This window comes from Halobacillus sp. BAB-2008, from assembly GCF_000328325.1.
GTDB lineage: Bacteria > Bacillota > Bacilli > Bacillales > Halobacillaceae > Halobacillus.
In genome coordinates, this window is the sequence record NZ_ANPF01000027.1 from 160,108 (window position 1) to 186,631 (window position 26,524).

The following is a 26,524-nucleotide window of genomic DNA, read 5'->3' on the forward strand; positions in this document are numbered from 1 at the left end:
CAAATCCCGACAGATCGCTCCTTGATTTTGTCGAATCTATTGAATATGGAGGTAATATTGTGTTTCAAACATCTATGTACACTGGAACGAAGCAGGAAAATTATGATCTATTAAACAAACAATTAAAAGCATTAATTGAGGATGAATCCGACGCAATTGCCAACTTAGCCAATGCTTCTTCTCTTCTCAACCAATTCCTTGAGGATGTGAACTGGGTTGGATTTTACCTGTGGAAAGAGGACCAACTTGTATTAGGGCCGTTCCAAGGCCTTCCTGCCTGTGTCAGAATTCCGGCGGCCAAAGGGGTCTGCGGGACTGCTGTATCCGAAGGCAAAGTGCAGCGAATCGCTGACGTCCATGCTTTCCCTGGTCATATCGCTTGTGATGCCGCCTCCCGTTCTGAGATCGTTGTTCCTATTTACAAAGATGGGGAGGTCTATGGGGTCCTTGATATAGACAGCCCGTCTGAAGACAGATTTGATGAAGTGGACGAAGAGAAGTTAACAAACTTTGTTGAAACACTTCAACAGTTCCTTTAATGAATAAGAAGAAAAGCCGCCGTAACAGGCGGCTTTTCTTTGTATCATGGTTGGATATGCTGATGAATGATCACGTTTTTCCCCATTTCCTTCCCCTTATACAAAGCAGCATCGGCTACTTGGACTAACTGCTTCTGCCCAGGAGCTTGACCGCTTTTCTTCCACGAAGCAATTCCGCACGAAACCGTCACGGATGGACGCGTATGCTCTTCCACATCCACTCTGATCGTTTCTGCATAATCATAGGCTTCCTGAGCAGTCAAATCCGGAACATACAAAGCCAACTCTTCTCCACCCCATCTGGCAGCCACACCGACGTCAGCTGTGCAGCGCTTAATGATTCTCGCCACTTGACAGATCACCTCATCCCCGATCTGATGGCCGTAGGTATCGTTAACCGCTTTAAAATCGTCAATGTCAAATAAAAGGAAGTGTCCGCTGTCATCCTTCTCTATATGTGCTGCTACTTTTTGGTCCAAGTGGATTCTTGAACTTAATTTCGTTAAATAATCCGTAACGACCGTCTGCTCCAGTTCTTCCCGAAGAATAGAATTCGCAAAAGCTAGTGTGGAATGATGGACAAGCGATTTCAACAGTTTGAACGACTCGAAAGAAAATATACATGGTTCCCTGTGCATGACGACGGCGAGCCCGCTGATGTGATCATGGTCTGTCATCGGAACAGCCATTACTGATCGGAAATCTGAGGAAATGGGGGTGTTCATCGTTGTTACATCACTGATGAATAAAGGACCACTCTCTTCCACCATGACACGTTCGACTTCCTCAAGGAAATCCTGCGGGTCATTCATGGTAAAATAGCTGGAACTGCCCTCAAGCACCTGATAGCCTCCCCCTTCAAGGAAAGTAGCAAATCCCACTTCATCCGCCTGGAAAGAGGATTCAATTTCTTCTGATATATAAGAGATTTTCTCATTCAATCGGATATTGGAATTCAATTTTTTGGAGGTGGCGTTGATTAATTTCAAGTCATTATTCAGCTTACGTGACTGTTGATAAAGCTTCGCATTCTCCAGAGCGTTCCCTGCCGTATTTGCAATCAATAAAAAGAATTCAATGTCTTTCTTTGGAAAATACAGATAGTCAGGAGCTGCTACCTGAAGCACTCCATACACCCCCTGCTTGCCCTTCAGGGGAGCATAAAGAAAAGAACGTCCCTCCTGCAGCCGGTCTTCTATTTGAAGTTCGCCAGTCAGATACGCCTGCGTGCTTGCCTCTGAACCGGCTTCCTTATCGTAACGCAGTTCCTGTACGGGAAGGTCGGACTTGGTCGTATAATCCTGGGAAAGCAGCAGGTTATAAGAGAATTCCGGATATACTTTTCGCAGGGTAGCGACAATCTCACTGAGAACTCCGTCCGTATCAATGGAAGAATGAAAATGGGAGGTTACTTTATACAGCAGTTCGTATTTACAACGTTCTTCATAAACCTCATAGTAATCCTCGACCTGCTTCAGGCATTTCAGTACCTCTCTGGACAACCGCTCTTCCCGTTTCCGTTCCGGCATTCCAGCCCCCCGCACTCCGATTACGATAAAACCATGGAGGTGATCTTCTGTTTTCAAAGGAATGATGGAGAAGGAAAACTCCGGTTCGGATACAACCCATTCCGCAAGAAATTCCCTGGATTTCATTTGCCCGTCCTCATCTTCCACCTCTTCCTTGGAAAAATCCGTTCGTATCGCAAGCGGCTCTGCATTCGGTTCTACATGAAGGCGATAACGGCCTTTCCAGTCATCCCAATAATAAATTGCTCCATAATCCGCACGCAAAAATCGTTTCATCTCTCCAGCCATTGCCTGGACAAACCGCTCAAAGGTTTTGGCTTTACCAGCAACGGCCATTTGAAACAACCGGCTCTGCAACGGAATCAATTGATCATCCAACTGTGAATCAATTATCATTTAAGTTCACCTTACTTCCTCCGAATGTATTAGTTATATTTTACCACTACTTTTATCACAATAAATAGTTTGAGTGCGCAAATTTCAAATGTTTTCCTATCCTCGCATAAATCTCTCCTCATACGGTCCGTAATTCAGCGATATCCTCTTGACTTCCTGTCGAAATAAAATTATAATGGTCGTTGTGTAAAATAAATGGCAGCCTATGTGAACCGTCATTGTTATCATTTTGTTCCTCTACTACGAGGTGCATCGCGTAACTCTCTGCTGCTGGGGCGAAGGTGCATGAAAACATAATGAGCAGTGGAACGAGGGACACACTGTTTTTATTTTATGCAAAATAAAATAAAAAAGGAGGAAATTCCTATGGCACGATATACAGGTCCAACCTGGAAAAAATCACGTCGCTATGGCATTTCTTTAAGCGGAACTGGTAAGGAGCTAGAAAAGCGCCCTTACGCTCCTGGACAACACGGTCCAAACCAACGTAGAAAAATATCTGAATACGGTCTTCAACTTCAAGAGAAGCAGAAGCTTCGTTTCATGTACGGCTTGACTGAGCGTCAATTCCGCCGCATGTTCGAAGAGGCTGGTAACATGAAAGGGATCCACGGTGAAAACTTCATGATCCTTCTTGAATCCCGTTTAGATAACCTTGTGTACCGTCTCGGTCTTGCTCGTACACGCAACCAAGCGCGTCAGCTTGTAACTCACGGTCACGTTGTTGTTGATGGTGGTCGCGTTGATATCCCATCTTACCGCGTAGCTCCTGGTCAAGTGATCACACTTCGCGAAAAATCTCAAAAGCTTAACGTTGTCGAAGAGGCTATCGAAGTGAACAACTTCGTACCAGAATATCTTACTTTCGACGCGGACAAGCGTGAAGGAACTTACACTCGCTTCCCTGAGCGTTCTGAGCTTCCTTCTGAAATCAACGAAGCACTTATCGTTGAATTCTACTCCCGTTAATAGATTAACGGATACCAAAAAGAGCAGCACCGGATTTCCGGCGCTGCTCTTTTTTATACCCTAAACTCCCCGCCTTTTAGTGAAAAAAACTCCCGACCTGACGGCCGGGAGTTTCATCATTTATCCTTCGAAACGGATTAAGAAATATTTCTTCTTCCCGCGGCGGATAATCGTAAATTTGTCTTCGATACGATCCGCTTCCCCGATCGCATGCTTCAAATCCTGGTTACGCTCTCCATTAATATAAATCGCACCGTTACCGATATCTTCACGTGCCTGACGCTTGGAAGAAGCGATGCCCGCATCCACAAGCAAATCAAGAAGCTGCGGATCTTTAACCTCAGAAGTGTAGGCAGGTACATCCTTGAATCCCTGCTCGATTTCTGTACCAGTCAACGCTTTGATATCTCCGCTGAACAAAGCTTCGGTAATACGCTCTGCCTGCTTCAATGCCTCTTCGTCATGAACGAGCTTCGTCACTTCTTCTGCTAGGCGGCGCTGAGCCGTACGCTTCTCCGGGTGCTCCTGCACTTCTTTCTCCAGTTCTGCAATTTCATCCATAGACAGGAAAGTGAAAGATTTCAAGAAACGGATTACATCGCGATCATCACTGTTGATCCAGAACTGGTAAAACTCGTAAGGGCTCGTTTTCTTCGGATCCAGCCAAACAGCTCCACCAGCCGTCTTCCCGAACTTCGTCCCGTCCGCCTTTGTCATCAGCGGAATCGTCAATCCGTAAGCTTCTATCTCCTTCTCTCCGGCAGCTGTACGACGGAGCAGTTCCAGTCCTGCAGTAATGTTGCCCCACTGATCGCTGCCTCCGACCTGTAATGTGACATTCTCTTTCTCATGAAGCACTTTAAAGTCAAGAGATTGCAGTATCATGTAGGTGAACTCCGTGAAACTGATGCCGTTTTCGATTCTGGACTCTACGGAATCTTTGGCAAGCATGTAGTTGATTCCGAAATGCTTCCCTGTGTCACGAAGGAAATCAATAATGGAAATTTGAGCAAGCCATTCATGATTGTTGCGAGCAACAGCTGCGTTCTCCCCTTCATCAAAGTTAAGAATCTTCGCAAGCTGATTTTTGATAGATTCGCTGTAACCGAGAACGACTTCCTCACTGTTCAATTGACGCTCTGTCGAACGGCCGCTTGGGTCTCCGATCATACCTGTCCCCCCACCGACAAGAGCGATTGGGCGGTGTCCCGCCTGCTGGAATCGCTTCAGCGTCAAGATCGGAAGCAGGTGACCGATATGAAGGGAATCAGCTGTCGGGTCAAACCCGGTGTACAACGTCACCTGTTTCTCTTCCAAATGCTTTTTCAAACCTTCTTCATCCGTAATCTGATTGATCAGTCCACGGTTTTGTAAATCCTGTAACAAATCCATAGTGTCTCCTCCATTCTCTACTGTGGCTGCGTGGGGCGCTTACGTCGGAAAACACAAAAAAGACCTCTCCCCAAAAAAGGGACGAGGTCTTATCGCGGTACCACCCTTGTTGCACAACAACAGCTGTGCCACTTGTATCCATAACGGCTGTTCACCGTCTCCTGATTCACACCAGGAGATGCTCCGGATCGTAATTCAACAAACAAGTATGCACTGACTTCCACCGACCGTCAGCTCTCTGCAGCAGGGACTTGCTGTTTACTTCAATCGTTCCACGCGCTTCTATTCAACTATGTTCTCTATTTTTATCATATCGTCATGAAAAATGCAACTGCACCTTCGAGCGAATGATGTCCTAAGATGACGGGGTGTGTTATAATATGGGTGGATTTTTTAGGAGGTATTATTATGTCTGATAACCCAAAGAAAGGTCGAAATAGAAAGAGTTTCCGTACCCTGTGGGAAGAAGGAGCCATCCAGAAGAAGACCAGGATCACTTATGATGTCGTTTGGAACGTCATCCTGTTCTTCATCATCATCGGTGTCGTCGGCTTATTCTTCGCAGGAGGCGTCGGTGCCGGCTATTTCGCTTCTCTCGTCAAAGACGAGCCGTTGAGAAGCAAGGCCGACATGACGGATACGATTTATAACTATGCCGAAACCTCGACGATGTTTTTCAACGATGAGTCGGAAATCGGTGATGTCAGCTCCGATTTGTATAGAGAAGAAGTCTCCCTCGATCAAGTCAGCGATCATTTGAAGAACGCGATCATTGCAACAGAGGACGAAAACTTCAACCTACACAAAGGAGTTGTCCCAAAATCTGTCATGCGCGCGATCGTCCAGGAAGTGACTAATTCCTCTGTCAAAACCGGAGGAAGTACATTGACCCAGCAGCTTGTGAAAAACCAGATCCTGACGAACGAAGTTTCCTTCGAGCGGAAAGCAAAGGAAATGGTACTCGCTCTGCGCCTGGAGAAATTTATGAATAAGGACGACATCCTGGAGGCCTATCTGAACATTGTCCCGTTCGGAAGAAATGCAAACGGGCAGAACATCGCGGGCATCCAGACAGCTGCTCAAGGTATATTCGGCATTAACGCGGATGAACTGTCGCTCGCCCAGTCCGCTTATATTGCCGGGATGCCGCAATCCCCTTTCGCGTATACACCGTTTTATAATGATGGATCGATTAAAGAAGAAGAGCTGCTTCAACCCGGCATCAACCGGATGCATGAAGTGCTCGAGCGGATGCTTGACGGTAGATATATCACCAAAGAGGAATACGACAAGGCGATGGCTTTCGAAATAAGTGGGGAGACGTTGACCGAACCTAAGACAACAGCCAACAGCGCCTATCCTGCCATCAACCAGGAAATTCAAAAACGGGCAAAAGAGAAAATTAAAGATTATCTGTTGAAACAGAACGGCCATACAGAGAAAGATTTGAAGGAAGACGAAGCACTTGCCCAGGAATATGAAGAGCTTGCGGAACGCGAGCTGAGCTCGGGCGGGTACAAGATTCATACGACGATTGACAAAGAAGTCTATGAATCTATGCAAAAAGTACGGGATGCATACACAAAATCCAATTGGCCATTGGGAAAAAAGACGGTCTATAACGAAAAAGGAGAGCCGTACAAGATAGACAGCCCTTTACAGCTCGGAAGCATCATCATCGAAAATTCAACCGGGAAGATTTACGGCTTCATCGGCGGCTATGATTTCGATAAGAACCCTTATAATCACGCCACCCAGGCACGGAGATCGAACGGTAGTACGATGAAACCTCTTCTTGTTTATGGTCCAAGTTTCGACACGGGAGCCGCCCAGCCCGGCTCCGTCATTGCCGATGTACCATACACCTATAGAGATCAGCCCGGTAAAGAGGTACGGAACTTCTCCCGTGGGCATAAAGGCTTTGTTTCAGCAAGGTATGCACTTGCCCAGTCTTATAACGTACCAGCTGTCAAGCAATACAACGAAATAAGAAATATAAACCCGGTGAAGAATTACTTAGATAAAATGGGTATGAAAGAGCACTTGGCTGAAGGAGACTACAGAAACGAGTCCATGGCCCTTGGTGGACTTACACATGGCATCACCGTAGAAGACAACGTCAACGCCTATGCCACGTTCGGGAACATGGGTAAATTCGTAGATGCCTATATGATCGAAAAAATAGAGAAAAAAGACGGCGACGTCATTTATCAGCATAAGAAGCAGGAAACCGACGTCTTCAGCCCGCAGGCCGCTTACCTGACGATCGACGTCATGCGCGATGTCCTCGACTACGGTACCGGATCACGCGTCAAAGGATTGATACAGAACCGTGGCGTTGACTGGGCCGGTAAAACGGGTACTTCCCAGGCGACAAAAGACTCGTGGTTTGTCGCGACCAATCCGAACGTAACCGTGGGCATGTGGACAGGATTTACTGAAGGCAACATGCAGGGGATGAATTACAACCAGCGGACGCAAGGATTATGGGCCGACGTCGTCAACGCCGCTTCGGAAGTCGATCCGGAGCTGATGATTCCGAAAGATAACTTCCAAAGCCCGGGCGGACTTGTAACGAGATCCTATTGCGCAACATCTGGGCTTCTCACCTCTGATCTTTGTTCTTCCGTCGGACTCGCTGCCTCTGATCTTTATGATGCAGACTACGCACCGACGAAAACAGACGACAGCCTCGTGAGCGGCAATTTCGTCCGCGTGAAAGGCAATTTGGTTCAAGCTGGACCGAATACTCCAAAAGAGTTCATTCTTGACGGCGGCGGAGTCACACTCAGCCCGGAATTTTTGAAGGAGAATGGATACACAAGCCCTGCCGTATTACGGGCATTGATTCCGAATAACGCCAAATGGAACAAAGTCGGGCTTCCGTCTTCCGATGCCATCGGTTCGACGAAATCCTCGATTGATAACGACGGGAAGGCGCCAAGTGCGCCCGGGTCCGTTTCCGTAAGTGGATCAACCCTGAACTGGCAGGCTTCCGGAAGCAGCGATGTCGTGGGGTACCGTGTTTACACGGCTGCCTCCCCCGGCGGATCCTTTTCTCTCATCGGAAGCACAGCTTCCACCTCCTATAAATTTTCCGGAGACGGCGTCTACGCCGTGAAGGCAGTGGATTATTTCGGACAAGAGTCCTCCCTATCTTCTCCGGTAACCGTTGGAAACCCCAGCGCGGAACCAGAGCCGGAGCCGAAGCAGGAAACCGAAGAGAGTGAACCGCAGAACGAAGAACCTGCTGAGCAGGAAGAGAATGATTCATCCGAAGAATCACCGGCAGAAGCAGATACGGAGAACACGGAAGAAGCTGCTGCGGACGAAGAAACACAAGAAGAAACAGAAGATGCTCCTCAAGAAGAGAATCAGGAGGAAGAGACACCGGAAGAATAAGGATATGGAACGAAAAGGGAGCTCTCTCCATAGGAGGAGAGCTCCCTTTTTGGTTTCCAATTTAAAAGTTATACTTTTCATGTATAATGAAGACAACAAGATTCTATTAATTTTTCAGGTGGTGACGGAATGAACCATGAAAAAACCTATTATCGTGAAACGATCGATACGGAGGAAGGTCCCGTGATCGTGGAAGGTCCCCTTTCTTCTCTGGACTTGTCGTCCTACACCTTCCACGAACAGCTGACCGCTTTCCGCCCCGCTCAGAAGCAGTTTGAAGCAGTCAAAGAAATCGCAGATTTTGACGAAGGCCGAATCATCATTGCCAGACACAACGACATTATCGTCGGGTATGTTACATACCTTCACCCCGATCCTCTGGAACGCTGGTCGGAAGGTGGCATGGAGGACCTGATAGAACTGGGTGCGATCGAAGTCATCCCTTCCTTTCGAGGTTACAGGGTTGGCTCCCGACTGCTTAAAGTTTCCATGATGGATTCGTATATGGAGAACTACATCATCATCAGTACCGAATATTACTGGCACTGGGATTTAAAAGGAACCGGCCTCAATATTTGGGACTACCGAAAAGTGATGGAAAAGATGATGGCCGCAGGAGGTTTGACCCCCGCCCCGACCGACGATCCCGAGATCATATCCCACCCGGCCAATTGTTTAATGGTAAAGGTAGGAAGGAACGTTCCCGAAGCTTCTATAGAAGCCTTCGATCGTCTCCGTTTCTTAGCAAGACATCAATACCGCCAGATGAGGAGGTAGCTGTATGTTAGTAGAAGAAATAATGAAAAAAGAGGTTATTACGCTCCCCCCTTCCGAAACGATTGAAAAGGCGATGAAACTGCTCCATCAGCATCATATCCGCCATCTTCCAATCGTGGACGAAGAGAATAAGGTGATCGGCATTGTGTCAGATCGCGATGTCCGCGATGCCAGTCCTTCCATTTTCGACGAAGACAGCAATCCCCAGGAATGGAAGAAGCCGATCCATACAATCATGACATCACCGGTAACGACGGTTCACCCCCTTGATTTCGTCGAAGAGACGGCCTCCATCTTTTATGAGCAGGAGATCGCTTGTGTTCCTGTAACGAGAGATGATAAGCTCGTAGGCATTGTCACAGAAAAAGACATGCTGTATACAATGATTCAACTGACCGGTACGAATGTGCAAAGCTCCCAAATAGAGATTAAAGTCATCAACAAGCCTGGGATCCTGCCGCAGGTGATGGCGGTATTCGGAAAGCGAAAAGTGAACATCAGCTCCGTCCTGATTTATCCGTATAAGCCCGACTCTTCTTATAAAGTAATTGTCGTCCGCATCCAGACAATGAATCCCCTTCCAACCATCGAAGATTTGACGAAAGAAGGCTACGATGTCCTGTGGCCTAAATTACCGGGGATGTCTGTATGAGCTGCCATGCCGGATTTGTGTATTCGGACGATTTCACTACCTACCATTTCCGTGAGGACCATCCCTTCAATCAATTACGGGTGGTTATGACCAAGGATCTGTTGGAGAACATGGATGCATTGAAATCAAAGGATATTATCCAACCGCGGATGGCTACAGAAGAAGAGCTGGCGCTCGCGCACAGTAAATCCTATATACAGGCTGTCAAGAAAGCCGGTGAAGGAAGACTCGGAGATGAAGAGGGTTTGGAATACGGCATAGGCACAGAGGACACACCTATTTTCCAGGGAATGCACGACGCCTCCCGCCTGTTGGTTGGAAGTACATTGTCCGCCATCGACGCTGTTATGGAAGGACGGGTCCAGCACGCTTTGAACCTTGGAGGCGGTCTCCATCACGGCTTTGAGCGGAAAGCTTCCGGCTTTTGCATTTATAATGACGGAGCTGTCGGCATTAAGTACCTGCGTCAAAGATACGATTGCAAAGTGCTGTATGTCGATACCGACGCCCACCACGGAGATGGGGTGCAGTGGGCTTTTTACGACGATCCAAATGTGTGTACGTTCTCGATCCATGAAACGGGGCGGTACCTGTTTCCAGGCACAGGGAATGTGAACGAACGCGGACTGAAGGAAGGATACGGTTACTCCTTTAACCTACCCATCGATGCTTTCACAGAAGACGAATCATTCTTAACTAATTATGAATCCGCTTTCAGAGAAATTGTTGATTACTTCCGACCAGACGTCATTGTTACGCAGAATGGGGCAGACGCCCATTTCCTCGACCCTCTTACGCATTTATGTTCAACGATGAAAACCTATGAAACCATTCCAAAGCTGGCCCATGAGCTCGCACATGAATTTTGCGACGGGAAGTGGATTGCCCTTGGCGGAGGAGGCTACGATATTTGGCGTGTTGTTCCACGAGCATGGTCCCAGTTATGGCGGATCATGCAGGAGGGACAGCCCTTTCACGGGGACATCCCGGAAGCGTGGGTCACCCAATGGCAGAAGAAAGCTCCCGTTTCCCTGTCTTACACTTGGCACGATCCTGACGGCGGATACAAGCCGATTCCGCGGAAACAAGAAATCACCGAAAAAAATGCCAAGCTGCTTGAAAAAATGTTACAGCTCATTCATAACCAGAAAAAATACAATCCATCCTAGAAGGAACAAGAAAGGCCCCTAATTATTAATAGGGGCCTTTCTTCTGGATGCCGGGAAACTTGAGCCCGAAAGAAAATTAATGCGGATAAAACCCCATGGATACATAGGGATAAGCTCTATCTTACATAAGGGATGCAAAACCGTTCCGCTTGCTGAAGATGACTTCTTCAGATGCAAGGGGCGGATGGTCAGTCGGATGCCATTATAAAAACAAAAAGCCACTACAAAAGTAGCGGCCCGGGAAGTCAATTACTGCCTTCATATTCAGGATCCAGTATGACAATTTCGACACGGCGGTTCTTACTCCAGTTCGCCTCTGAATCATTCGGAGCAATCGGCCTCGTTTCTCCATAGGCGACCGCAGTGAACCTCTTCGGATCCAGCGTCTCGGTTTGATCCAGCAGGTACCGTATCACACTGCTGGCTCTCGCTCCGGAGAGTTCCCAATTGGAAGGGTAACGGAAGGAAGAAATTTGTCTGTTATCCGTATGCCCCTCGACTTTGACAAAGTTCGGAATGTTGTCAAGCAGCGTACCAACCTTCGAAAGAAACGGCTTGGCGCCATCCAGCACCTCGGCACTACTCGTCTCGAACAGCAGTTGTTCTTCCAAAACGAGTACCACCCCCCGCTCTGTCTGAGTAGCGGATATGATATCACCTAGTTCATTCTCTTCTATATACTCATCCACTTCTGCTTTCAATTCTTCCAGGTCTTCCGTTTCGGCATCCTTCTTCTCTTCCTTGTCCTGTTCTTTATCATTATCAGGCAGTTCGTACTCATTGTTCTTTTCTCCATTTTCCTGCGCTTTCGCCTGTTCCGTCGGGTAGTCATTCTCCACTGCCGACGGATAGAAGTCGAAGATCATCCGATTACGGAATGATTCCGCAAGCGCTTCGAATTTGACGAGGTTGATCTGCGACATGGAAAAAAGCAGGACGAAGAAGACAAGGATTAATGTAATCATGTCTGCATATGTAGTCATCCACTTGGGGGCTCCCCCCTGCTTCTTCTTCCTGTTACGCTTCATTAGCAGCTTCTCCCATAGATTCCGCCTGCTTCTCTTCTTCTACATAACGCTTGTCCTCGTCAGAAAGAAAAGCGCTCAGCTTTTCTTCCAGTACTTTCGGATTTTGCCCGGACTGTACTCCAATGACGCCTTCAATAACCACCTGTTTCATGAAGAGCTCCTGATCCGTACGGTTTTCCAGCTTTCCAGCCATTGGGATAAACACAAGATTCGACAACAGTGTTCCATAAAAAGTGGTCAATAAGGCAACGGCCATCTGAGGCCCGAGTGTTGCAGGATTGGACAGGCTCTGCAGCATGAGTACAAGACCGATCAGAGTCCCGATCATTCCCCAGGCAGGAGCATACTCCCCCGCCTTCTCAATGATTGCCCGACCTCGATAATGGCGCTCCTCCACTGCATTGATTTCGGCCTTCATGATATCTGTGATGACCTCAGGCTCGATTCCGTCCACAGCAAGAAGAATGCCTTTCTTAATGAAAGGATCATCCACTTCGTCGAGCTCTGCTTCCAACGCAAGCAGTCCTTCTCGTCGCGCCCTTTCTGATAATCGAACAAATAAGCTGATCAGTTCCCTCAGGTTCCTATCATGCTGTTTAAATGCCTCTTTCATCACACGGAAGGTGAGTTTCACCTCACCTACGTTAAAGTTGACCATTAACGCAGCGATCAAACCGCCGATAACGATGATGATGGAAGAAGCTTGTATAAATGATGTGACCCCGCTGAATCCTGCACTGGACATAATACCGAACATTACCATGATGAATCCAATAGTAATTCCGATCGGAGTCATTAAATCTTTTTTTGTCATGCCAATCTCTCCTCAGTTCGGAAAAAGTACCGTAATACTTTTAATATCGGTACTATTTCGACTGAGTTGAGTTTCTTTCAATAATTCGGTGTGGCAAAATGACGTTCTGCTCTTCCACTTCTTCTTTATTCATTAGTTTCGTCAACAGGCGCATAGCAACGGCACCGATATCATACATCGGCTGAACAACGGTGGAGAGCGTCGGACGGACCATTGTAGCAAGGCGCGTGTTATCAAAGCCAAAGATCTCCATATCTTCCGGTACACGAAGTCCTTTGTCCTGAGCACCGTGAATCACTCCAAGAGCCATTTCATCAGAGGAGACAAAAACCGCTGTCGGATGATTGTCCATTTCCATCATTTGATCGACTGCTTCCAGTCCGGAATCATAGGAGTAATCCCCCGTGATAATAAGATCTTCCGCTTTGTCAGCTCCGCTTTCCTTCATGGCGCGCTTGTACCCTTCCAGTTTCTGCGTATTAATGATAGTCTCTTCCGGCCCAGAGATAAATGCGACACGATCGTGATCGTGGCTTAACAGTAATTTGGTTGCATCATAGGCAGCTTCTTCATAATTGATGTTGACAGCTGGAGTTTCCATCGATTCATCGACCGTCGCAGCCAACGTAATCGGTACAGAAGACGTCTTGAATTCACGGATATGATCTTCTGTAATATTACCGCCCATGAAAATCAGGCCGTCCACTTGCTTTCCGAGCATAGCGTTGATGAGGTTAAGTTCCTTATCCTTGTTTTGATCGGAATTACTCAAAATAATATTATAGTTGTACATAGTGGCAATATCTTCGATTCCACGCGCAAGCTCGGCAAAGAAAATACTGGAAATATCAGGAATGATAACTCCGACCGTCGTCGTTTTCTTACTTGCTAGTCCACGGGCTACTGCGTTCGGACGATAGCCCAGACGTTCGATCGCTTCATGTACTTTCTTTCTTGTTGCCGGCTTAACATTCGGATTTCCATTGACCACCCGTGATACGGTCGCCATGGAAACATTGGCTTCTCTCGCTACGTCATATATCGTTACATTCATCTTGCTTCCTCCTTATGAAATCCCTTCGATCCATTTATTCAATAGAACAATCATACGATAAATCGCTTACCTGCGCAATATTCGTGTACTTTCTACAAATATTGTACCCTTAACATTATAACGAATTGCACATTTGCTGCAAAAGTTCTTTTTTATTTATCTCAAAAAAAAGAAGCCAGGCTGAACGATCAGCCTAACTTCTCAGAAAAGCTTATTTGGTTAACTCTTCCATGAAGGTACGGAAAGTAGGAATATCCATCTGCTGGGCTGAATCGGAAAGTGCAACAGCCGGGTCCGGGTGAACTTCGGCCATCACTCCGTCTGCCCCGATCGCCAAGGCCGCTTTCGCTGTCGGAAGAAGCAAGTCTCTTCTGCCTGTGGAGTGCGTAACATCGACCATGACAGGAAGGTGTGTCTCCTGCTTCAGAATTGGAACGGCCGAGATATCAAGCGTGTTTCTCGTCGCTTTCTCATACGTTCGGATTCCGCGCTCACATAGGATGATGTTTTCGTTCCCTCTTGAGATAATGTATTCGGCTGCGTTGATGAATTCAGAAATGGTAGCGGAAAGACCGCGTTTTAGAAGAACCGGTTTATTGACAGAACCCGCCGCTTTCAATAATTCGAAGTTCTGCATGTTTCGTGCACCGATTTGAATCACATCAAGGTAGTCAAGCGCCTCTTCCAAGTCTCCCGGATTGACGATTTCACTGACGACAGCCAAGCCCTGCTCGGAAGCGGCCTGCTTAAGAATCTTCAGACCTTCTATACCAAGACCCTGGAAATCGTATGGCGACGTCCTCGGTTTGAATGCTCCGCCGCGAAGAAGTTTCAATCCTTGGTCTTTAACAGCCTTCGCTACTTCCGATACTTGCTCGTAACTTTCAACCGCACATGGCCCCATAATGAAATGCGGGTTGCCATCACCGATTTTTTCTCCATTGATCGTTACAATTGTATCTTCCGGCTTTTTCTTACGGGATACAAGCAGCGCTTTCCGGTGATCGTCTTCCTGAAGCTCCAGTGCCGCTTTAAAGATTTCTTTGAATAGATGAACGACCGTGGAATCTTCGAACGGTCCGTCATTATGTTGGGAGAGTTGGTCGAGCATCGCTCTTTCCCTCACTGGATCAAAGCGGTTCATGCCCTGCTGTTCTTTAATCTGGCCAATTTCCTTTACCAGATCACCGCGTTTATTGATTAAATTCAGAAGCTGCAAATTAACGTCGTCTAATTGACTACGCAGCTGATCAAGATTTTGATTACTCATTTCTTTCTCCCCTAGCATGAATTTTAAAATAATTTGTAATTTAATATAATAATTAAGGGCAATTATAGCTGACTTTTTCACTATTGTCACCCCCATTAAGGGCTTTCACTTGATATTTGTAGAAAAAGTTGGATTTTACCTGGATAGGACCGTCCGAAAATACCCATAAAAAGAACGCGCCGGTGATTTATGGCACGTTCTTGAATACTTTTATGCGTGGGACAGGCGTTCCTCGGTGATCGACCCATGGCTGGCATCCCAAACGGCTTCTCCTTCTTTAAAAAAGATAGCTTGGGGAGACTGGTGGCGGATGGAGAACTGCTCCGCTACATAGTTGGATAACGGCCGCGCCGTCTGCACGTATAAGGTATAACATGGGTACTCGGATCTTTCTGCGAACCTGTCATATTGTCCCTTCGCATTTGCACTGATCGGACAGGTCAAACTATGCTTCAACAAAAAGAAGGAACCCGCTTCTTTTCGAATCTTCTCAAACTCGTCCATTGTCTCAATGATGTTCTCTTCCATGTGTTTACGACCTCCTGAAATAAAAACGATGGGAGCGGTTCCCCGCACCCATCGTCTCCTTATTATAGGTTGGTAGATGTAGCAGAATCCTGCTGTTTCTCCAGTTCTTTTGCAGCTTCTTCAATAGCTTCCGCCACTTCCTGAGCTGCTCTTTCCGCTTCATCTTCTTCACTGGTACGCAGACCCTTCACTTTATCCTTCACTTTACCACCAAGTTCCTGTGATCTTTCCGACACAGACTTGGAAAGTGTAGAGGATGTCTGGACAGCGCGGTCTTTCCACTCTCCACTTTTCTCATAGGCGACGTCTTTCCATTCGCCGGCACGTTCTCTCCACTCGCTAGAGCTATGATTGATGTCCTCGCGCAATTCACGTCCGGATTTCGGAGCAAGAAGTAAGGCGACAGCCGCACCGACAAGCCCCCCGATCAGTGAGCCCAGTACGAAGTCTTTGCCGCTTCCGTTGCTTTGTGATTTGTTTTGATTCATCATCAATTCCTCCTTTAAGATTTAAGATCCTCTTTCTTGGCTTTCTTCCACAAATTGATGGCTACATGCCCCCACTTCATGGCTTGAGCCGCCGAATCCGTATTCTCATTTGCAGATTTGTTCAAACCTTTGGAGAAGGAACGGATCGAATGGTTGAATTCCTGCACCGTGTCGCCGATACCTTTAACACCGTCAACAAGCGTATTCAGCTTCTGGGATTTCTCACCGACGTCTTCCGCCAACTTATTTGTTTTATTCAATAAGGCAGTCGTCTCCATGGTGATGCCTTCCATCTGCTTCTCTACCCCTTCAAGGGTGTCAGCCACGTTGTTCATCGTCCTGCGAACAGCTGTCAGCGTTCTCGCTAAGAATATGACAAGAACGGCAAATGCAACTGCTGCAATCAACGCAGCAATGTAAAGAATAATAATCATTCCCCCTGCACACTCCTTCTTATGTAATCGACACAGTCCCGTATATACCCTAAAGCGTATACAGGTAAACGTGAAGGTTACGTTAATTGGACATATTCGATATCATAACCGAAAATTCCTTTTTTATTTATATTTTATGTAAAAAACGTGCGGCTTTCATGGAACGCCGCACGTTTTTATCACTTCGTTTCCTGCTCGTAAGCTTCCTGGAACTTCTGAATATCCCCAGCACCCATGAATAGAAGAACCCCGTCTTCATATTCTTTAAGCTGCTGTGTTTCATCAAGCTGCAACGTTTTTGCTCCTGGAATCAATTCCTGCAAATCAGTGATGGACAATTTGCCCTCATTCTCTCTGGCAGATCCAAAAATATCACAAAGAAATACATGGTCTGCTTCCTTCAGGCTGTCCGCGAATTCGTTCAAGAACGTCTTTGTACGTGTGAACGTATGCGGCTGGAAAATCGCGACGACCGGGCGTTCTCCGTATTTCTTTCTGGCCGATTCGATCGTAGCATTGATTTCAATCGGATGATGCGCATAATCATCGACGAGAACCTGCCTATTCCACTGCTTTTCTTGGAAGCGGCGCTTCACTCCGCCGAATGTCGCCAGCTTCTTGATCTGTTCCGGCTGCATATCTTCATAATGACAGAGTGCAATGACACTAAGTGCATTTAATACGGTATGATTTCCAAACTGCGGAATGGTGAATGTGTCGTAGTAGTTGTTTCTGACAAACACATCAAAGGTCGTGCCTTCTGCACTTTCCTGAATATTCTGAGCTTGAAAATCATTCGTATCAGCAAGTCCATAATAGAGGACAGGAACGTTTGCCTGGATATGCTGAAGGTGTTCATCATCTCCACAGGCAATGATTCCTTTCTTGACTTGTTTAGCCATTTGCTGGAACGCTTGAAACACGTCTTCAATGCTGGTGAAATAATCAGGATGATCAAAGTCGATGTTTGTCATGATGGCATAATCAGGCTCATAGGATAAGAAGTGTCTGCGGTACTCACAGGCTTCAAATGCGAAATATTTACTTTCCTCGTGCCCTCTTCCAGTCCCGTCACCGATCAAGTAGGAAGTGGGATAATTTTCTGTAAGCACGTGGGCAAGCAGACCGGTTGTGGACGTCTTACCATGCGCGCCTGTAACAGCGATGCTCGTATATTTCCCGATCCATTCCCCAAGGAAATCGTGGTACCGATAGAACGGCAGCCCCTGGGCCTTTGCCTCCTGTATTTCTTCATGATCTTCGCCGAATGCATTCCCTGCAATGATCGTGAGGCCTTCCTTGATGTTGTTTCTTGTAAAAGGCATGATTTCTATATTCTTTGCTTCTAATGCGTCTTGTGTAAAGAATCGTTTCTCAACGTCTGATCCTTGAACCTTCTCACCAGAATCATGAAGAATCTGTGCAAGCGAACTCATTCCTGTTCCTTTGATACCAATGAAATGGTAAGTTGTCATAAACAAGAACCTCCAAAATAAAGTGGGTCACTTTAAGTATAGTATATGTAACTTGTAAAAATCTGCGATTTCGCTTCCAGTTACATCTGTTAATCTTTGCGCTTTCTTATCTTACCACGTTCCGAAGCGAAGAAAAAGTGGGGAAGACAAAATCAAAAGGCACAAACGTTGAACGTTCGTGCCCACCCATATCCTCACTGGTCATCCCCAATAAATTCCACGCGTTCCAACCTGGAATTCGGCTTATATCTGCGTCCTTCTTTCGCCTCAGGTTTGCCGTTTATGATGACATTATCACCAGTGAAACCAATATTGATTTTAAGAAGGCTCCCGCCTACACCGTACATATCGACTGGAACTTCCTGCTCTTCGAATGCTTTGATCCGCTCCTTCGTAAACCCGCCGCTTACGACGATTTTCACATGACGATATCCCTCCTGGTCAAGAGCTCGTCTTAGTGCAAAAATCAATTCGGGATTCACTCCCCTGGGATCAAAGGTACCCATAAGGTGCTGGTTTCTCAAGAAGTATTTATCCACAAGATTCCTGGATGTATCGAGGCGCACCCCTTTCAATTCTTCTCCGAATTCCCGCGCTACTTTCAAGGAGTCTGAAATGACGTCATTATTATAATCGACAAGCGCCATCAGCTGATCGTCAGGAAACTGTTCGTGGTAAGCTTTCGTAGCCGCAACGACATCCCCCTGAAACATCTGAATCAATGCATGAGGCATCGTCCCCATGCCCTCTTTCCCCCACCATTCGTTCATGGCATGGGTTGCTTGAGCTGTCGATCCGCCGATAAAAGCAGAATAACCGTCACCAGATTGCTGGGTGAAATGATCATCCCTGTCTCCCATGAAGATGATCGGCTTCTGCTTCCCTGATGTACGGGCTGCTTTTACGACATTGTACACGTTCGTCGCAACAGATGTACGCCTGGCAAGAATCCCATCAATCATCCCTTCCAGAAAGCCGAAATATTGATAAGGACCTGTAACCGTCAACACCGTTTCATAAGGTACGATCTTATCCCCGTCCTTCAAAGAGTGGATCTCCAGTTCCTCTGGATGATCGGCAAACGTATGGATAAGAGCAATCACTTCATCCGTCCCGCATAAGACGGCATGGTCTTTCTGGAAAAACTGCATCGTCACCTGGTTTTCCGGAAGATGATTTTCTACAATATCCCTGGTCTTCAGGAAATAGACGGCTGAAAACCATCCCTCTCCGGCTCGTTCATCAAACTTGAATGTCTTGTTCGTCAGTCGGCTGATCTCGCCATTCAACTTGCGTGAAATTTCTTTCATGACTTTACTCCTTAAACATTAGGTCGTTTGTATCTTGAAAAATACATTCTTAGACCATCATATATAATTGGGAAGTAATACACAAGCCTTTCCTTCCAAGCTGGTATCACTCCATCATTTCGTCGATCTGCTGTCTCGTCAATAAAATGTCTCTCGGCTTGCTTCCTTTTTGTTCAGAAATAATCCCGTATGTTTCCATTTGATCAATCAGTCTGGCAGCACGGTTATACCCGACTTTAAATCGTCGCTGGATGAGTGAAGCGCTCGCACCGTTCTGTTCGACAACAAAGGAAACAGCTTCATCAAACAGCTCATCCGTGTCCTCTTCCGATGCCACCTGCTGGATCAATTCATCCTGATGGAACAAATACCGCGGTGGAGCCACCTTTTTGACGTAGGCAGTCACGCGCTCAATTTCGTCATCGGAAACGAAAGCCCCCTGTATTCGCAATGGCTGGCCCGAACCGTTTTCAACGAACAGCATATCTCCCTTACCCAGCAGTTTTTCCGCTCCGGAAGAGTCGATGATTGTTCTGGAATCGACTTGAGATGAAACACTGAAAGCAATTCTTGTCGGTATATTTGCTTTGATTAATCCTGTAATAACATCCACAGAAGGACGCTGCGTGGCAAGAAGCAGATGAATTCCACATGCCCTTGCCTTTTGGGCGATTCTGCAGATCGCATCCTCGACATCCTGCGGGGACATCATCATGAGGTCGGCAAGCTCATCGATCACAATGACCAGATACGGCATCTTCTCTGATTTACGCCCTTGCTTCATGATTTTATCATTATAGCGTTCCACATCCCGAACGCCTTCCTTCACGAATTTCTCATATCGCTCTTCCATCTCTTTCACTGCCCATTTCAAAGCAGTTGTTGCTGCCTTCACATCCGTGATCACAGGGGAGACAAGGTGCGGAAGATCATTGTATGGTGCGAGCTCCACCATCTTTGGATCAATCAGCATGAACTTAACATCCTCATGGTGGGCTTTATATAATAAACTGATCAAAATCGTGTTGATACATACACTCTTTCCTGAACCAGTCGCTCCCGCAATGAGGCCGTGCGGCATTTTCTTCAAATTGGTCACGATGGAATCACCGCCGATATCGAGACCGAGACCAACCGCAAGCGGTGATGGATCTTCCTGGAAAGCTTCTGATTCAAAAATTTCCTGGAGTCCCACCATCTGAGAGCGTTTATTAGGTACTTCGATTCCAACCGCCTGTTTCCCCGGAATAGGGGCTTCGATACGAATATCTTTCGCTGCCATGCTTAATTTAATGTCATCAGCGAGGTTGGTTATTTTGCTTACTTTCACACCCGGCTCCGGCTGCACTTCAAATCTGGTAACCGTCGGGCCTTTCATTGCATTGACGACGTTTGCGCGTACATGGAAATGACGCAGCGTCGTTTCCAAAAGCTCCATCTGTTCTTTAATCCAGCTGTCATCATCTGAAGTAGGACGGACCGGATCCTCCAGCAGATGAAGAGGAGTAACGTATTCTTCTCTTACATGTCCGGGTTTATCATCCGTTTCCTGTGGAAGAGAATCTTGTTTCATTTCTCGATTCGATTCCACTTTCCGTTCCTCTTCCTTCAATTCTACTTTCTTGTTCTGAGGCGGTACCGGCTGATGATCCCGGGTCCTTTTGTCTCTAGGAGTCATTAATACGTTGAATGGCACACGCCGCTTCGGCTTCTCCTCGACAGGCTTTTCATCGGACACTTCCACGGCTTCATGATCTTCAGGCTTGTCCTCAGAAATGTTTTCATCCTCTTCCGTCACGGAAGGAATGGTGGACTCAGGCGTTTCTGCTATTGAGTTATCCTCTGTTTCCACTCGATCTACAAGCTCTTCTTCTGTAATCATTTCCTCTTCCCGTATCCGTGATGAATCGCCCTCATAAACCTCTTCTTCATCATGACTGACAGGTAGGTCTGCTTCTGAGACGGAGTCCTGATAAGAAGGGGCGGGGTCCTCCAACGGCTGTTCCACATCTTCATGTGCACCTTCTTCTGTCTCAGGCACTTCCTCTTCATCCAACATCAGCAGACCCGTGAAAGGTTCCTCCGGTTCCCTGTCTATAAGTGGTTCGGATTCGTGCGCTTCCAACGGATCGTTTTCCTTCGAGTCTACCTCTTCTGAGCGTGCAGGAGTCTCTACTTGTGACGGCTCATCGGAAGCGTTATCGAACCCCTGTACTGCTTTCTGAAACGATTCCATATCGTCCCCACGTGCCGCTTCTTCTTGAGGAGTCTCGAGTTCCAAGGAGGCTGCTTCTTCCACGTTACTTTTTTCTTTTATCTCTTCATCCGCAAGCTCTTCCACGGTAGGGATCTGGTTTTCTGATTCTGTCACCGGTCTCTGCGGCTCCGGTTCATCCATCCGAATCCTCATACGTTTTCTTAACTCCTGCCATTGCTTCTCGTCATAGGAGTTAGTATAGAACCCTTTCTGCTGCTCTTCTTCTACTGCATACTCCAGTGTTTCCAAGCCCTTCGTCATTTGTCTGGCCTGGTACCCATAGATCGGCGACGGCACATCTGTAGGAGTAAACGGTACCGATGTTGTTTCCGGCAGTTCCTGTTCTTCCTCCTGTTTTCGCTGCTTTCTTCGCACAGGTTCTTCCTGTTTCTTCTGTTCCCCAAAAGGACGCTGCCTTCTGACAGGACGGTTCTCTAATGTTTTTTCTTCCTCCTCCACCGATGCGGAGGGATGTTTTGGACGATCCGGAATGACAGGAAAACGAAACTCCCCCTGTTTTGGATAACGATACGTCATCTTCGTCCTTGCATTGACTTCCTGGCGTTCATTCGTAAATCGTTCGTCTTTATTATGTAACGGCTTCTTCTCTTCTGCCTCATCATTTTCAAACCATTTTTTCATTTTGCTTTTAATGTCTTTCCACATTACGTTCCCTCTCTTTTCAAAAGCATGATTATCCCTATTTTAACAGGTTTACAGCATGTATTGCTTTACATTCCCTTTAAAAATGACTTTTGAATCAAAAAAGCAAAGCAGCTAGGCTACTTTGCTTAAATTCGACATGTGCTTCCATTAAACTTCAAAAGTCTGACCGACTTCGTAATGGTCCTCCAGCACTAGAATGCCTTTTTCTTTCGGAGCGTCCGGCAGATCCAGCTCTTTGGCGGAACAAATCATACCGGAAGAAGGAACTCCTCTCAACTTAGCGTCTTTAATCTTCATTCCGCTTGGCATCGTCGCTCCTACTTTAGCAACGACCACTTTTTGACCCTCTGCTACGTTTGGGGCACCACAGACAATTTGAAGCGTCTCTTCTCCTACATCCACTTGGCAGACGCTTAACTTGTCCGCATTCTCATGGGGTGCCTTCTCTTTCACAAATCCGACAACGAATTTCGGGGATAGATCGAAATTGAGGACGTCGTTCAATTGGTTTTTCGTGAAAAGATCTTTAATCGGGGCAAGCATCTCTTCGGTAAGTCTGATCTTTCCCTGACCTTCAAGGTTGAAGTATTCCGAAGCGTTGAATATATTGTAGCCTAAAAGCGATCCGTCCCTTTTGTCCGTGATCTTCACCACATCTCCAAATGCTTCCTGTTTGATTTCTTCGCGATCTCCCTCTTTAACAGGGATGATCAGAACATCTCCGATTCCTTGACGATTGTAAAATACGTGCATATTAATCTTCCTTTCGGTCTCGTTTCGGTTTCTTCTGCGCCAGGATGAAAATCGGCTCCAGTTCTTTATCCTCATATAAGAAGGACAGGGAAGTGACAGGAACCGTTCCTTCCGCAAAGAATTTCATAGCCATCTGAGCTAATATATCATAACCCTCGGGGTTTTGGACATCCGCAAAAATAATGACGTCCTGATGCGGGATGCTGATAGCAAGCTCTCCCTTACATTCGGCTTTCAGTTTTTCGAGTAGTGCTTCATTGAGAATTCGGCTGGCATCGTAGCCGTCACGTGCGGAATGGAAGTAAAAATCATTGCCATAGACGGTATCCTTCTTCATCTCCACCGGCAGGGAGCGAACATTAAATCCCGCCACTTCCTTGATCCGATCGAGAGACCATCCTTCTTCTTGCAGCATGTCTTCATCAATCAGTTTATAGGACTTACCCAAATCCAGTGCATAATAGATTCTTGTCTCCGCTGTGTGTTCCGCATATACAAGCTGCTTTCCCTTGTCCTCTGTAGGGAAGGAAGCCGCTCGGATGACTGGATAGATCTGCTTCTCTTTCCCGGAGAGCGTATGTTCTTCATTCATGACCCGGAGGGCTTCCTGAACATGATCTTCCAACTCGTCAAGAGCTTCCTCTCCGCGCTGCTGGAATTTAGCAATGACGTTCGGGAGAGTGATGGTAATGCCCTTACCGGTTTCTGCCCATTCTACACGAAACGTATCTTTATCCCTGTTAAAGACCGTCTTCCATTCTTCATGATTTAAGCGTTCTTCCAATTTTTTCTTCAATTTAATACTTGTCATCTTCATAATATTTCCTCCTTCTACACTGGAAGAAATCGACGTTTCTTCGAATTTCACTGCCTCTTATTATACACACAAAAAAGCATTAATAAAAAGGAAACGGTAAAGTGATCCATCACAAAACGTTTCGCCTTATGCTGTCTATTTTTCACCGTGCCCCTCAACAAGTAAAAACGGACGTGTTTCTGTAAAACACGTCCGTTTGTTTGTCCTATGAATTATCTGCTTACTTGTATGAGAAAGTCCTCAATCTCTTCTTGAGATTTACGATCTTTGCTGACGAACCTTCCTACTTCTTCCCCATCACGGAAAGCAAGGAAACTCGGAATTCCGAAGACATCGTTTTCGGCGCAGACGTGGATGAATTGATCACGGTCTACGTAAACGAAGGTCCAATCAGCATATTTTTCTTCCAATTCCGGAAGAAACGGTTCAATTACCCGACAGTCCGGACACCAGTCTGCAGAAAACAGCAGGATAACCGGTTTCTCTTCTATCAAATCTTTCAATTGTTGATCAGATTCTAATGTAATCATTGTGGAACACCTCCGATGCTATTTTAGCACACGTTCACTCATAATCAATCGTCATGTCTCCCGGCTTGATCCACCCTTTCCTCCGGAAGGCGATGGCAATAATATAGCTGATCAAAGCCGGACCGATCAGGTGAAGGAAGAGGATCATGCCAAAAACACTCCAGGAGAATCCCATCGTTTCGAATGTCATGATTTGACCTACAAAGCCGCTTGTTCCCATTCCAGCCCCTGCTGCATTATTTTCCATTGTAAGCCATACGGTTGCCACAGGTGCCAGCACAGCACCAGCGATCGTTGGAGGAAGAAGGATCAGCGGATGTTTTACAATGTTCGCTACTTGAAGCATCGACGTTCCGATTCCCTGAGCAAGCGCTCCTCCTATGCCGTTATCTCGATAACTGATGGTCGCGAACCCGATCATCTGGGCAGCGCAGCCCACGGTCGCCGCTCCAGCTGCTACGCCATCGAGTGACAGCATAAGGGCAATGGCAAGGCTGGAAATCGGAGCCGTCAATGCCAGGCCCATCAAGACAGCGACAACGATTCCCATCCACAACGGCTGCTGCTGCGTTGCCCAATTGATGACTTCTCCTAGCCCCGTCATAAAACCACCGATCGGAGCTCCGATCCAAGAGCCGACCATAAATCCGATAACGATCGTGATGAACGGCGTGAGAATAATATCAATTTTCGTTTCTTTGCTTACTAGTTTACCAAATTCTGTGGCAGCGAGAGCAGCGATATAGCTCCCCGCCGGACCGCCGGCCTCCGCCCCGGCCGCTCCGCTGAACAAAGCTGCAAAAATGACTAAAGGAGGTGCTTTTAATCCATAAGCAATCGCCGCTCCGATTGCACCTCCCCATATCTTCGTATCCATCGCAAGCGTACCCATTTCTATAAACGACTGCGAAAGGGGACCAAGACTTGTTTGTTCACCAAGCGTCTTGATAATTAATCCGATGATCAAGGATGAAAACAACCCAAGCGCCATATAGCTGAGGGCGGTTATCAAATATGATTGAACCGATATATGTACTCCTTTTCTTGTTAGAAAATCTTTCACTGCCATCCCTCCCGTATGATTCCGCCCTTTATCATACAATTTTTATTTACATGTGTAAATACACCAGTATGAAGTATTTTGTACCACATCCTAGTATGAGCTTACGGCAGGGAGTTATTCCACGAAGCTGCCATACTGGACAGAATACGTTTTCTTTCGCATACTGGTTAGAAAGGTATAAAATGGGAGGAGATAAAATGGAGTTAACCGTTTACTTAGCGGGACAGATTCATGACGACTGGCGCCTTCAATTGAAAAAGAAAGCAGAGGAAAAAGGGCTGCCGATTCACTTCGTAGGACCACAGGAAAACCACGATCGTTCTGATGATATCGGAGAAGCCATACTCGGAAAGCAGCCGGACAAACTGTACCGGGATGACGCAGCTTCCAGCGTGAACAACTTCCGCACACAGGTTCTCTTGAACATATCAGACGCCGTCATTGCATTATTCGGTGAATCGTACAAACAATGGAATACGGCTATGGATGCAAGTGCAGCGATCCATCTGCAGAAACCACTGATCCTTATTCGCCCTGAGTCGTTAATACACCCATTGAAGGAACTCTCGAATAAAGCAGATGTGACGGTCGAAACCATGGAAGAGGCTTTAGAAGTTCTCGCCTACGTGTACGAATAAAAAAAGCGCGGAGCCATTCGGCATCCGCGCTTTTTTATTTGTTCATCTGTCTGTCGTATTCCCACTGCCCCTTCAAAAGTTTCACTACGTGGGTAAACATTTCGGCACGATCGATGATCCCATTTGTAAAAATGCCGACAGCCCCTTCATTTTTTCGGACCTCGTGCTTATCTGCATATACATCCATCAGTTCGCCCAGTTCTTTTCCTCTTTCCAGGCCGGCTTTAATTTCTTCCGGAAGCATGATTCTGGCACCGCTCGCGGTGTATACATTCTCTTTCTCATCTACGAGCGCTCCCCAATTACAAAGATAGAGATCATCCTCGATTTCCATCACGCCGCCTTCAAGGCCGATGCCGAGGTCTGCTTTATTCTGGGAGGCACATTCTCGGGCACGATTAATGGCACCTTCCAATGTCTCTTCATCAGAAAAAGGCTGAGCAGCCACTTTAGACTCTACGTCGATTCCCACGATTTCCATCTCCGGAAATATGCGTTTAACCGATTCTACTTTCGTTGGATTCTTTGATCCTACATATATTTTCACGTTAGATACACCTTTCATTTTCTCTGA

Annotated in this window: 24 protein-coding genes and 1 other annotated feature; of the genes, 7 read left to right on the top strand and 17 right to left on the bottom strand. The window is 46.7% G+C overall.

Going from position 1 to position 26,524, the window contains the following annotated elements; genetic code table 11:
- The first annotated feature begins 59 nt into the window (after positions 1-59).
- On the top strand, positions 60-539 hold the full coding sequence (locus D479_RS07500; protein ID WP_008635418.1) for a GAF domain-containing protein: 480 nt from the start codon (positions 60-62) through the stop codon (positions 537-539).
- Between the two features lie 44 nt (positions 540-583).
- Here the strand turns inward: D479_RS07500 and D479_RS07505 are convergent, their stop codons facing one another.
- A complete protein-coding gene (locus D479_RS07505; RefSeq protein ID WP_008635419.1) occupies positions 584-2,464 on the bottom strand; it encodes a sensor domain-containing diguanylate cyclase in 1,881 nt (626 codons plus the stop codon).
- Positions 2,465-2,830: 366 nt separating this feature from the next.
- Here D479_RS07505 and rpsD point away from each other — a divergent pair, with 366 nt between their 5' ends.
- Complete coding sequence (gene rpsD / locus D479_RS07510) at positions 2,831-3,433, top strand: 30S ribosomal protein S4 (RefSeq protein WP_008635420.1); 603 nt, start codon at positions 2,831-2,833, stop codon at positions 3,431-3,433.
- A 120-nt stretch (positions 3,434-3,553) separates the two neighbouring features.
- On the opposite strand, the gene tyrS is transcribed toward rpsD, so the two are convergent.
- Positions 3,554-4,825 (bottom strand): tyrosine--tRNA ligase, encoded by a 1,272-nt coding sequence (gene tyrS / locus D479_RS07515; protein ID WP_008635421.1) that lies wholly within the window; start codon positions 4,823-4,825, stop codon positions 3,554-3,556.
- 74 nt (positions 4,826-4,899) lie between these two features.
- Positions 4,900-5,109 (bottom strand) — a binding site (T-box leader).
- 124 nt (positions 5,110-5,233) lie between these two features.
- Between tyrS and D479_RS07520 the strand changes: the two genes are divergently transcribed.
- The 4 genes from D479_RS07520 to D479_RS07535 all read left to right on the top strand — a co-directional run bounded on the left by D479_RS07520 (position 5,234) and on the right by D479_RS07535 (position 10,825).
- Positions 5,234-8,227: a transglycosylase domain-containing protein gene (locus tag D479_RS07520; RefSeq protein WP_008635426.1), complete on the top strand. Its 2,994-nt coding sequence runs from the start codon at positions 5,234-5,236 to the stop codon at positions 8,225-8,227.
- 129 nt (positions 8,228-8,356) lie between these two features.
- Positions 8,357-9,004, top strand: a complete 648-nt coding sequence (locus D479_RS07525) for a GNAT family N-acetyltransferase (RefSeq protein WP_008635429.1) — start codon at positions 8,357-8,359, stop codon at positions 9,002-9,004.
- A 4-nt stretch (positions 9,005-9,008) separates the two neighbouring features.
- Positions 9,009-9,656, top strand: coding sequence for an acetoin utilization AcuB family protein (locus D479_RS07530; RefSeq protein ID WP_008635431.1), 648 nt, complete (start codon positions 9,009-9,011; stop codon positions 9,654-9,656).
- Entirely contained in the window at positions 9,653-10,825 is a 1,173-nt protein-coding gene (locus tag D479_RS07535; RefSeq protein ID WP_008635433.1) for an acetoin utilization protein AcuC, read from the top strand. The genes D479_RS07530 and D479_RS07535 overlap by 4 nt, the downstream gene beginning before the upstream one ends.
- A 245-nt stretch (positions 10,826-11,070) precedes the next feature.
- Here D479_RS07535 and motS read toward each other — a convergent pair whose 3' ends face one another.
- The 14 genes from motS to D479_RS07605 form a co-directional block, all read right to left on the bottom strand.
- The gene (gene motS / locus D479_RS07540; RefSeq protein ID WP_008635436.1) at positions 11,071-11,853 is read right to left on the bottom strand and encodes a flagellar motor protein MotS; all 783 of its coding nucleotides are present in this window, start codon (positions 11,851-11,853) and stop codon (positions 11,071-11,073) included.
- Positions 11,843-12,667, bottom strand: coding sequence for a flagellar motor protein MotP (gene motP, locus D479_RS07545; protein ID WP_008635438.1), 825 nt, complete (start codon positions 12,665-12,667; stop codon positions 11,843-11,845). Before motP ends, motS begins: the two co-directional genes overlap by 11 nt.
- A gap of 52 nt (positions 12,668-12,719) precedes the next feature.
- On the bottom strand, positions 12,720-13,721 hold the full coding sequence (gene ccpA, locus D479_RS07550; protein WP_008635440.1) for a catabolite control protein A: 1,002 nt from the start codon (positions 13,719-13,721) through the stop codon (positions 12,720-12,722).
- A 211-nt stretch (positions 13,722-13,932) separates the two neighbouring features.
- Positions 13,933-14,991 carry a bifunctional 3-deoxy-7-phosphoheptulonate synthase/chorismate mutase gene (locus D479_RS07555; protein WP_026577088.1) on the bottom strand — a complete coding sequence of 353 codons (1,059 nt, stop codon included), beginning with the start codon at positions 14,989-14,991 and terminating at the stop codon, positions 13,933-13,935.
- 210 nt (positions 14,992-15,201) lie between these two features.
- Complete coding sequence (ytxJ, locus tag D479_RS07560; RefSeq protein ID WP_008635442.1) at positions 15,202-15,519, bottom strand: bacillithiol system redox-active protein YtxJ; 318 nt, start codon at positions 15,517-15,519, stop codon at positions 15,202-15,204.
- A 62-nt stretch (positions 15,520-15,581) separates the two neighbouring features.
- Positions 15,582-16,007 carry a YtxH domain-containing protein gene (locus D479_RS07565; RefSeq protein ID WP_008635443.1) on the bottom strand — a complete coding sequence of 142 codons (426 nt, stop codon included), beginning with the start codon at positions 16,005-16,007 and terminating at the stop codon, positions 15,582-15,584.
- A gap of 14 nt (positions 16,008-16,021) precedes the next feature.
- Positions 16,022-16,441 (bottom strand): DUF948 domain-containing protein, encoded by a 420-nt coding sequence (locus tag D479_RS07570; protein ID WP_008635444.1) that lies wholly within the window; start codon positions 16,439-16,441, stop codon positions 16,022-16,024.
- A gap of 179 nt (positions 16,442-16,620) precedes the next feature.
- On the bottom strand, positions 16,621-17,916 hold the full coding sequence (murC, locus tag D479_RS07575; protein ID WP_008635445.1) for a UDP-N-acetylmuramate--L-alanine ligase: 1,296 nt from the start codon (positions 17,914-17,916) through the stop codon (positions 16,621-16,623).
- 194 nt (positions 17,917-18,110) lie between these two features.
- The gene (locus D479_RS07580; protein ID WP_008635446.1) at positions 18,111-19,226 is read right to left on the bottom strand and encodes a nicotinate phosphoribosyltransferase; all 1,116 of its coding nucleotides are present in this window, start codon (positions 19,224-19,226) and stop codon (positions 18,111-18,113) included.
- A gap of 106 nt (positions 19,227-19,332) precedes the next feature.
- The gene (locus tag D479_RS07585; protein ID WP_008635447.1) at positions 19,333-22,149 is read right to left on the bottom strand and encodes a DNA translocase FtsK; all 2,817 of its coding nucleotides are present in this window, start codon (positions 22,147-22,149) and stop codon (positions 19,333-19,335) included.
- Between the two features lie 147 nt (positions 22,150-22,296).
- On the bottom strand, positions 22,297-22,902 hold the full coding sequence (ytpR, locus tag D479_RS07590) for a YtpR family tRNA-binding protein (RefSeq protein ID WP_008635448.1): 606 nt from the start codon (positions 22,900-22,902) through the stop codon (positions 22,297-22,299).
- Position 22,903: 1 nt separating this feature from the next.
- Positions 22,904-23,719, bottom strand: a complete 816-nt coding sequence (locus D479_RS07595; RefSeq protein WP_008635450.1) for a DUF1444 domain-containing protein — start codon at positions 23,717-23,719, stop codon at positions 22,904-22,906.
- 212 nt (positions 23,720-23,931) lie between these two features.
- Positions 23,932-24,249, bottom strand: a complete 318-nt coding sequence (locus tag D479_RS07600; protein ID WP_008635452.1) for a thioredoxin family protein — start codon at positions 24,247-24,249, stop codon at positions 23,932-23,934.
- 34 nt (positions 24,250-24,283) lie between these two features.
- Positions 24,284-25,312 (bottom strand): PTS sugar transporter subunit IIC, encoded by a 1,029-nt coding sequence (locus D479_RS07605; protein ID WP_026577086.1) that lies wholly within the window; start codon positions 25,310-25,312, stop codon positions 24,284-24,286.
- A 197-nt stretch (positions 25,313-25,509) separates the two neighbouring features.
- Here D479_RS07605 and D479_RS07610 point away from each other — a divergent pair, with 197 nt between their 5' ends.
- On the top strand, positions 25,510-25,950 hold the full coding sequence (locus D479_RS07610) for a YtoQ family protein (RefSeq protein WP_008635456.1): 441 nt from the start codon (positions 25,510-25,512) through the stop codon (positions 25,948-25,950).
- A 34-nt stretch (positions 25,951-25,984) separates the two neighbouring features.
- Here D479_RS07610 and D479_RS07615 read toward each other — a convergent pair whose 3' ends face one another.
- Positions 25,985-26,497 (bottom strand): DUF84 family protein, encoded by a 513-nt coding sequence (locus D479_RS07615; RefSeq protein WP_008635459.1) that lies wholly within the window; start codon positions 26,495-26,497, stop codon positions 25,985-25,987.
- Positions 26,498-26,524 lie beyond the last annotated feature (27 nt).

Bases quoted from the DNA above. Each gene is read 5' to 3' on its own strand.
- D479_RS07520 (WP_008635426.1), top strand. From the start codon at position 5,234: ATGTCTGATAACCCAAAGAAAGGTCGAAATAGAAAGAGTTTCCGTACC.
- D479_RS07505 (WP_008635419.1), bottom strand. From the start codon at position 2,464: ATGATAATTGATTCACAGTTGGATGATCAATTGATTCCGTTGCAGAGC.
- D479_RS07525 (WP_008635429.1), top strand. From the start codon at position 8,357: ATGAACCATGAAAAAACCTATTATCGTGAAACGATCGATACGGAGGAA.
- D479_RS07535 (WP_008635433.1), top strand. From the start codon at position 9,653: ATGAGCTGCCATGCCGGATTTGTGTATTCGGACGATTTCACTACCTAC.
- ccpA (WP_008635440.1), bottom strand. From the start codon at position 13,721: ATGAATGTAACGATATATGACGTAGCGAGAGAAGCCAATGTTTCCATG.
- ytxJ (WP_008635442.1), bottom strand. From the start codon at position 15,519: ATGGAAGAGAACATCATTGAGACAATGGACGAGTTTGAGAAGATTCGA.
- D479_RS07585 (WP_008635447.1), bottom strand. From the start codon at position 22,149: ATGTGGAAAGACATTAAAAGCAAAATGAAAAAATGGTTTGAAAATGAT.
- ytpR (WP_008635448.1), bottom strand. From the start codon at position 22,902: ATGCACGTATTTTACAATCGTCAAGGAATCGGAGATGTTCTGATCATC.
- D479_RS07580 (WP_008635446.1), bottom strand. From the start codon at position 19,226: ATGAAAGAAATTTCACGCAAGTTGAATGGCGAGATCAGCCGACTGACG.
- motP (WP_008635438.1), bottom strand. From the start codon at position 12,667: ATGACAAAAAAAGATTTAATGACTCCGATCGGAATTACTATTGGATTC.
- D479_RS07600 (WP_008635452.1), bottom strand. From the start codon at position 24,249: ATGATTACATTAGAATCTGATCAACAATTGAAAGATTTGATAGAAGAG.
- D479_RS07555 (WP_026577088.1), bottom strand. From the start codon at position 14,991: ATGAGTAATCAAAATCTTGATCAGCTGCGTAGTCAATTAGACGACGTT.
- D479_RS07610 (WP_008635456.1), top strand. From the start codon at position 25,510: ATGGAGTTAACCGTTTACTTAGCGGGACAGATTCATGACGACTGGCGC.
- rpsD (WP_008635420.1), top strand. From the start codon at position 2,831: ATGGCACGATATACAGGTCCAACCTGGAAAAAATCACGTCGCTATGGC.
- D479_RS07595 (WP_008635450.1), bottom strand. From the start codon at position 23,719: ATGAAGATGACAAGTATTAAATTGAAGAAAAAATTGGAAGAACGCTTA.
- murC (WP_008635445.1), bottom strand. From the start codon at position 17,916: ATGACAACTTACCATTTCATTGGTATCAAAGGAACAGGAATGAGTTCG.
- D479_RS07570 (WP_008635444.1), bottom strand. From the start codon at position 16,441: ATGATTATTATTCTTTACATTGCTGCGTTGATTGCAGCAGTTGCATTT.
- motS (WP_008635436.1), bottom strand. From the start codon at position 11,853: ATGAAGCGTAACAGGAAGAAGAAGCAGGGGGGAGCCCCCAAGTGGATG.
- D479_RS07565 (WP_008635443.1), bottom strand. From the start codon at position 16,007: ATGAATCAAAACAAATCACAAAGCAACGGAAGCGGCAAAGACTTCGTA.
- tyrS (WP_008635421.1), bottom strand. From the start codon at position 4,825: ATGGATTTGTTACAGGATTTACAAAACCGTGGACTGATCAATCAGATT.
- D479_RS07530 (WP_008635431.1), top strand. From the start codon at position 9,009: ATGTTAGTAGAAGAAATAATGAAAAAAGAGGTTATTACGCTCCCCCCT.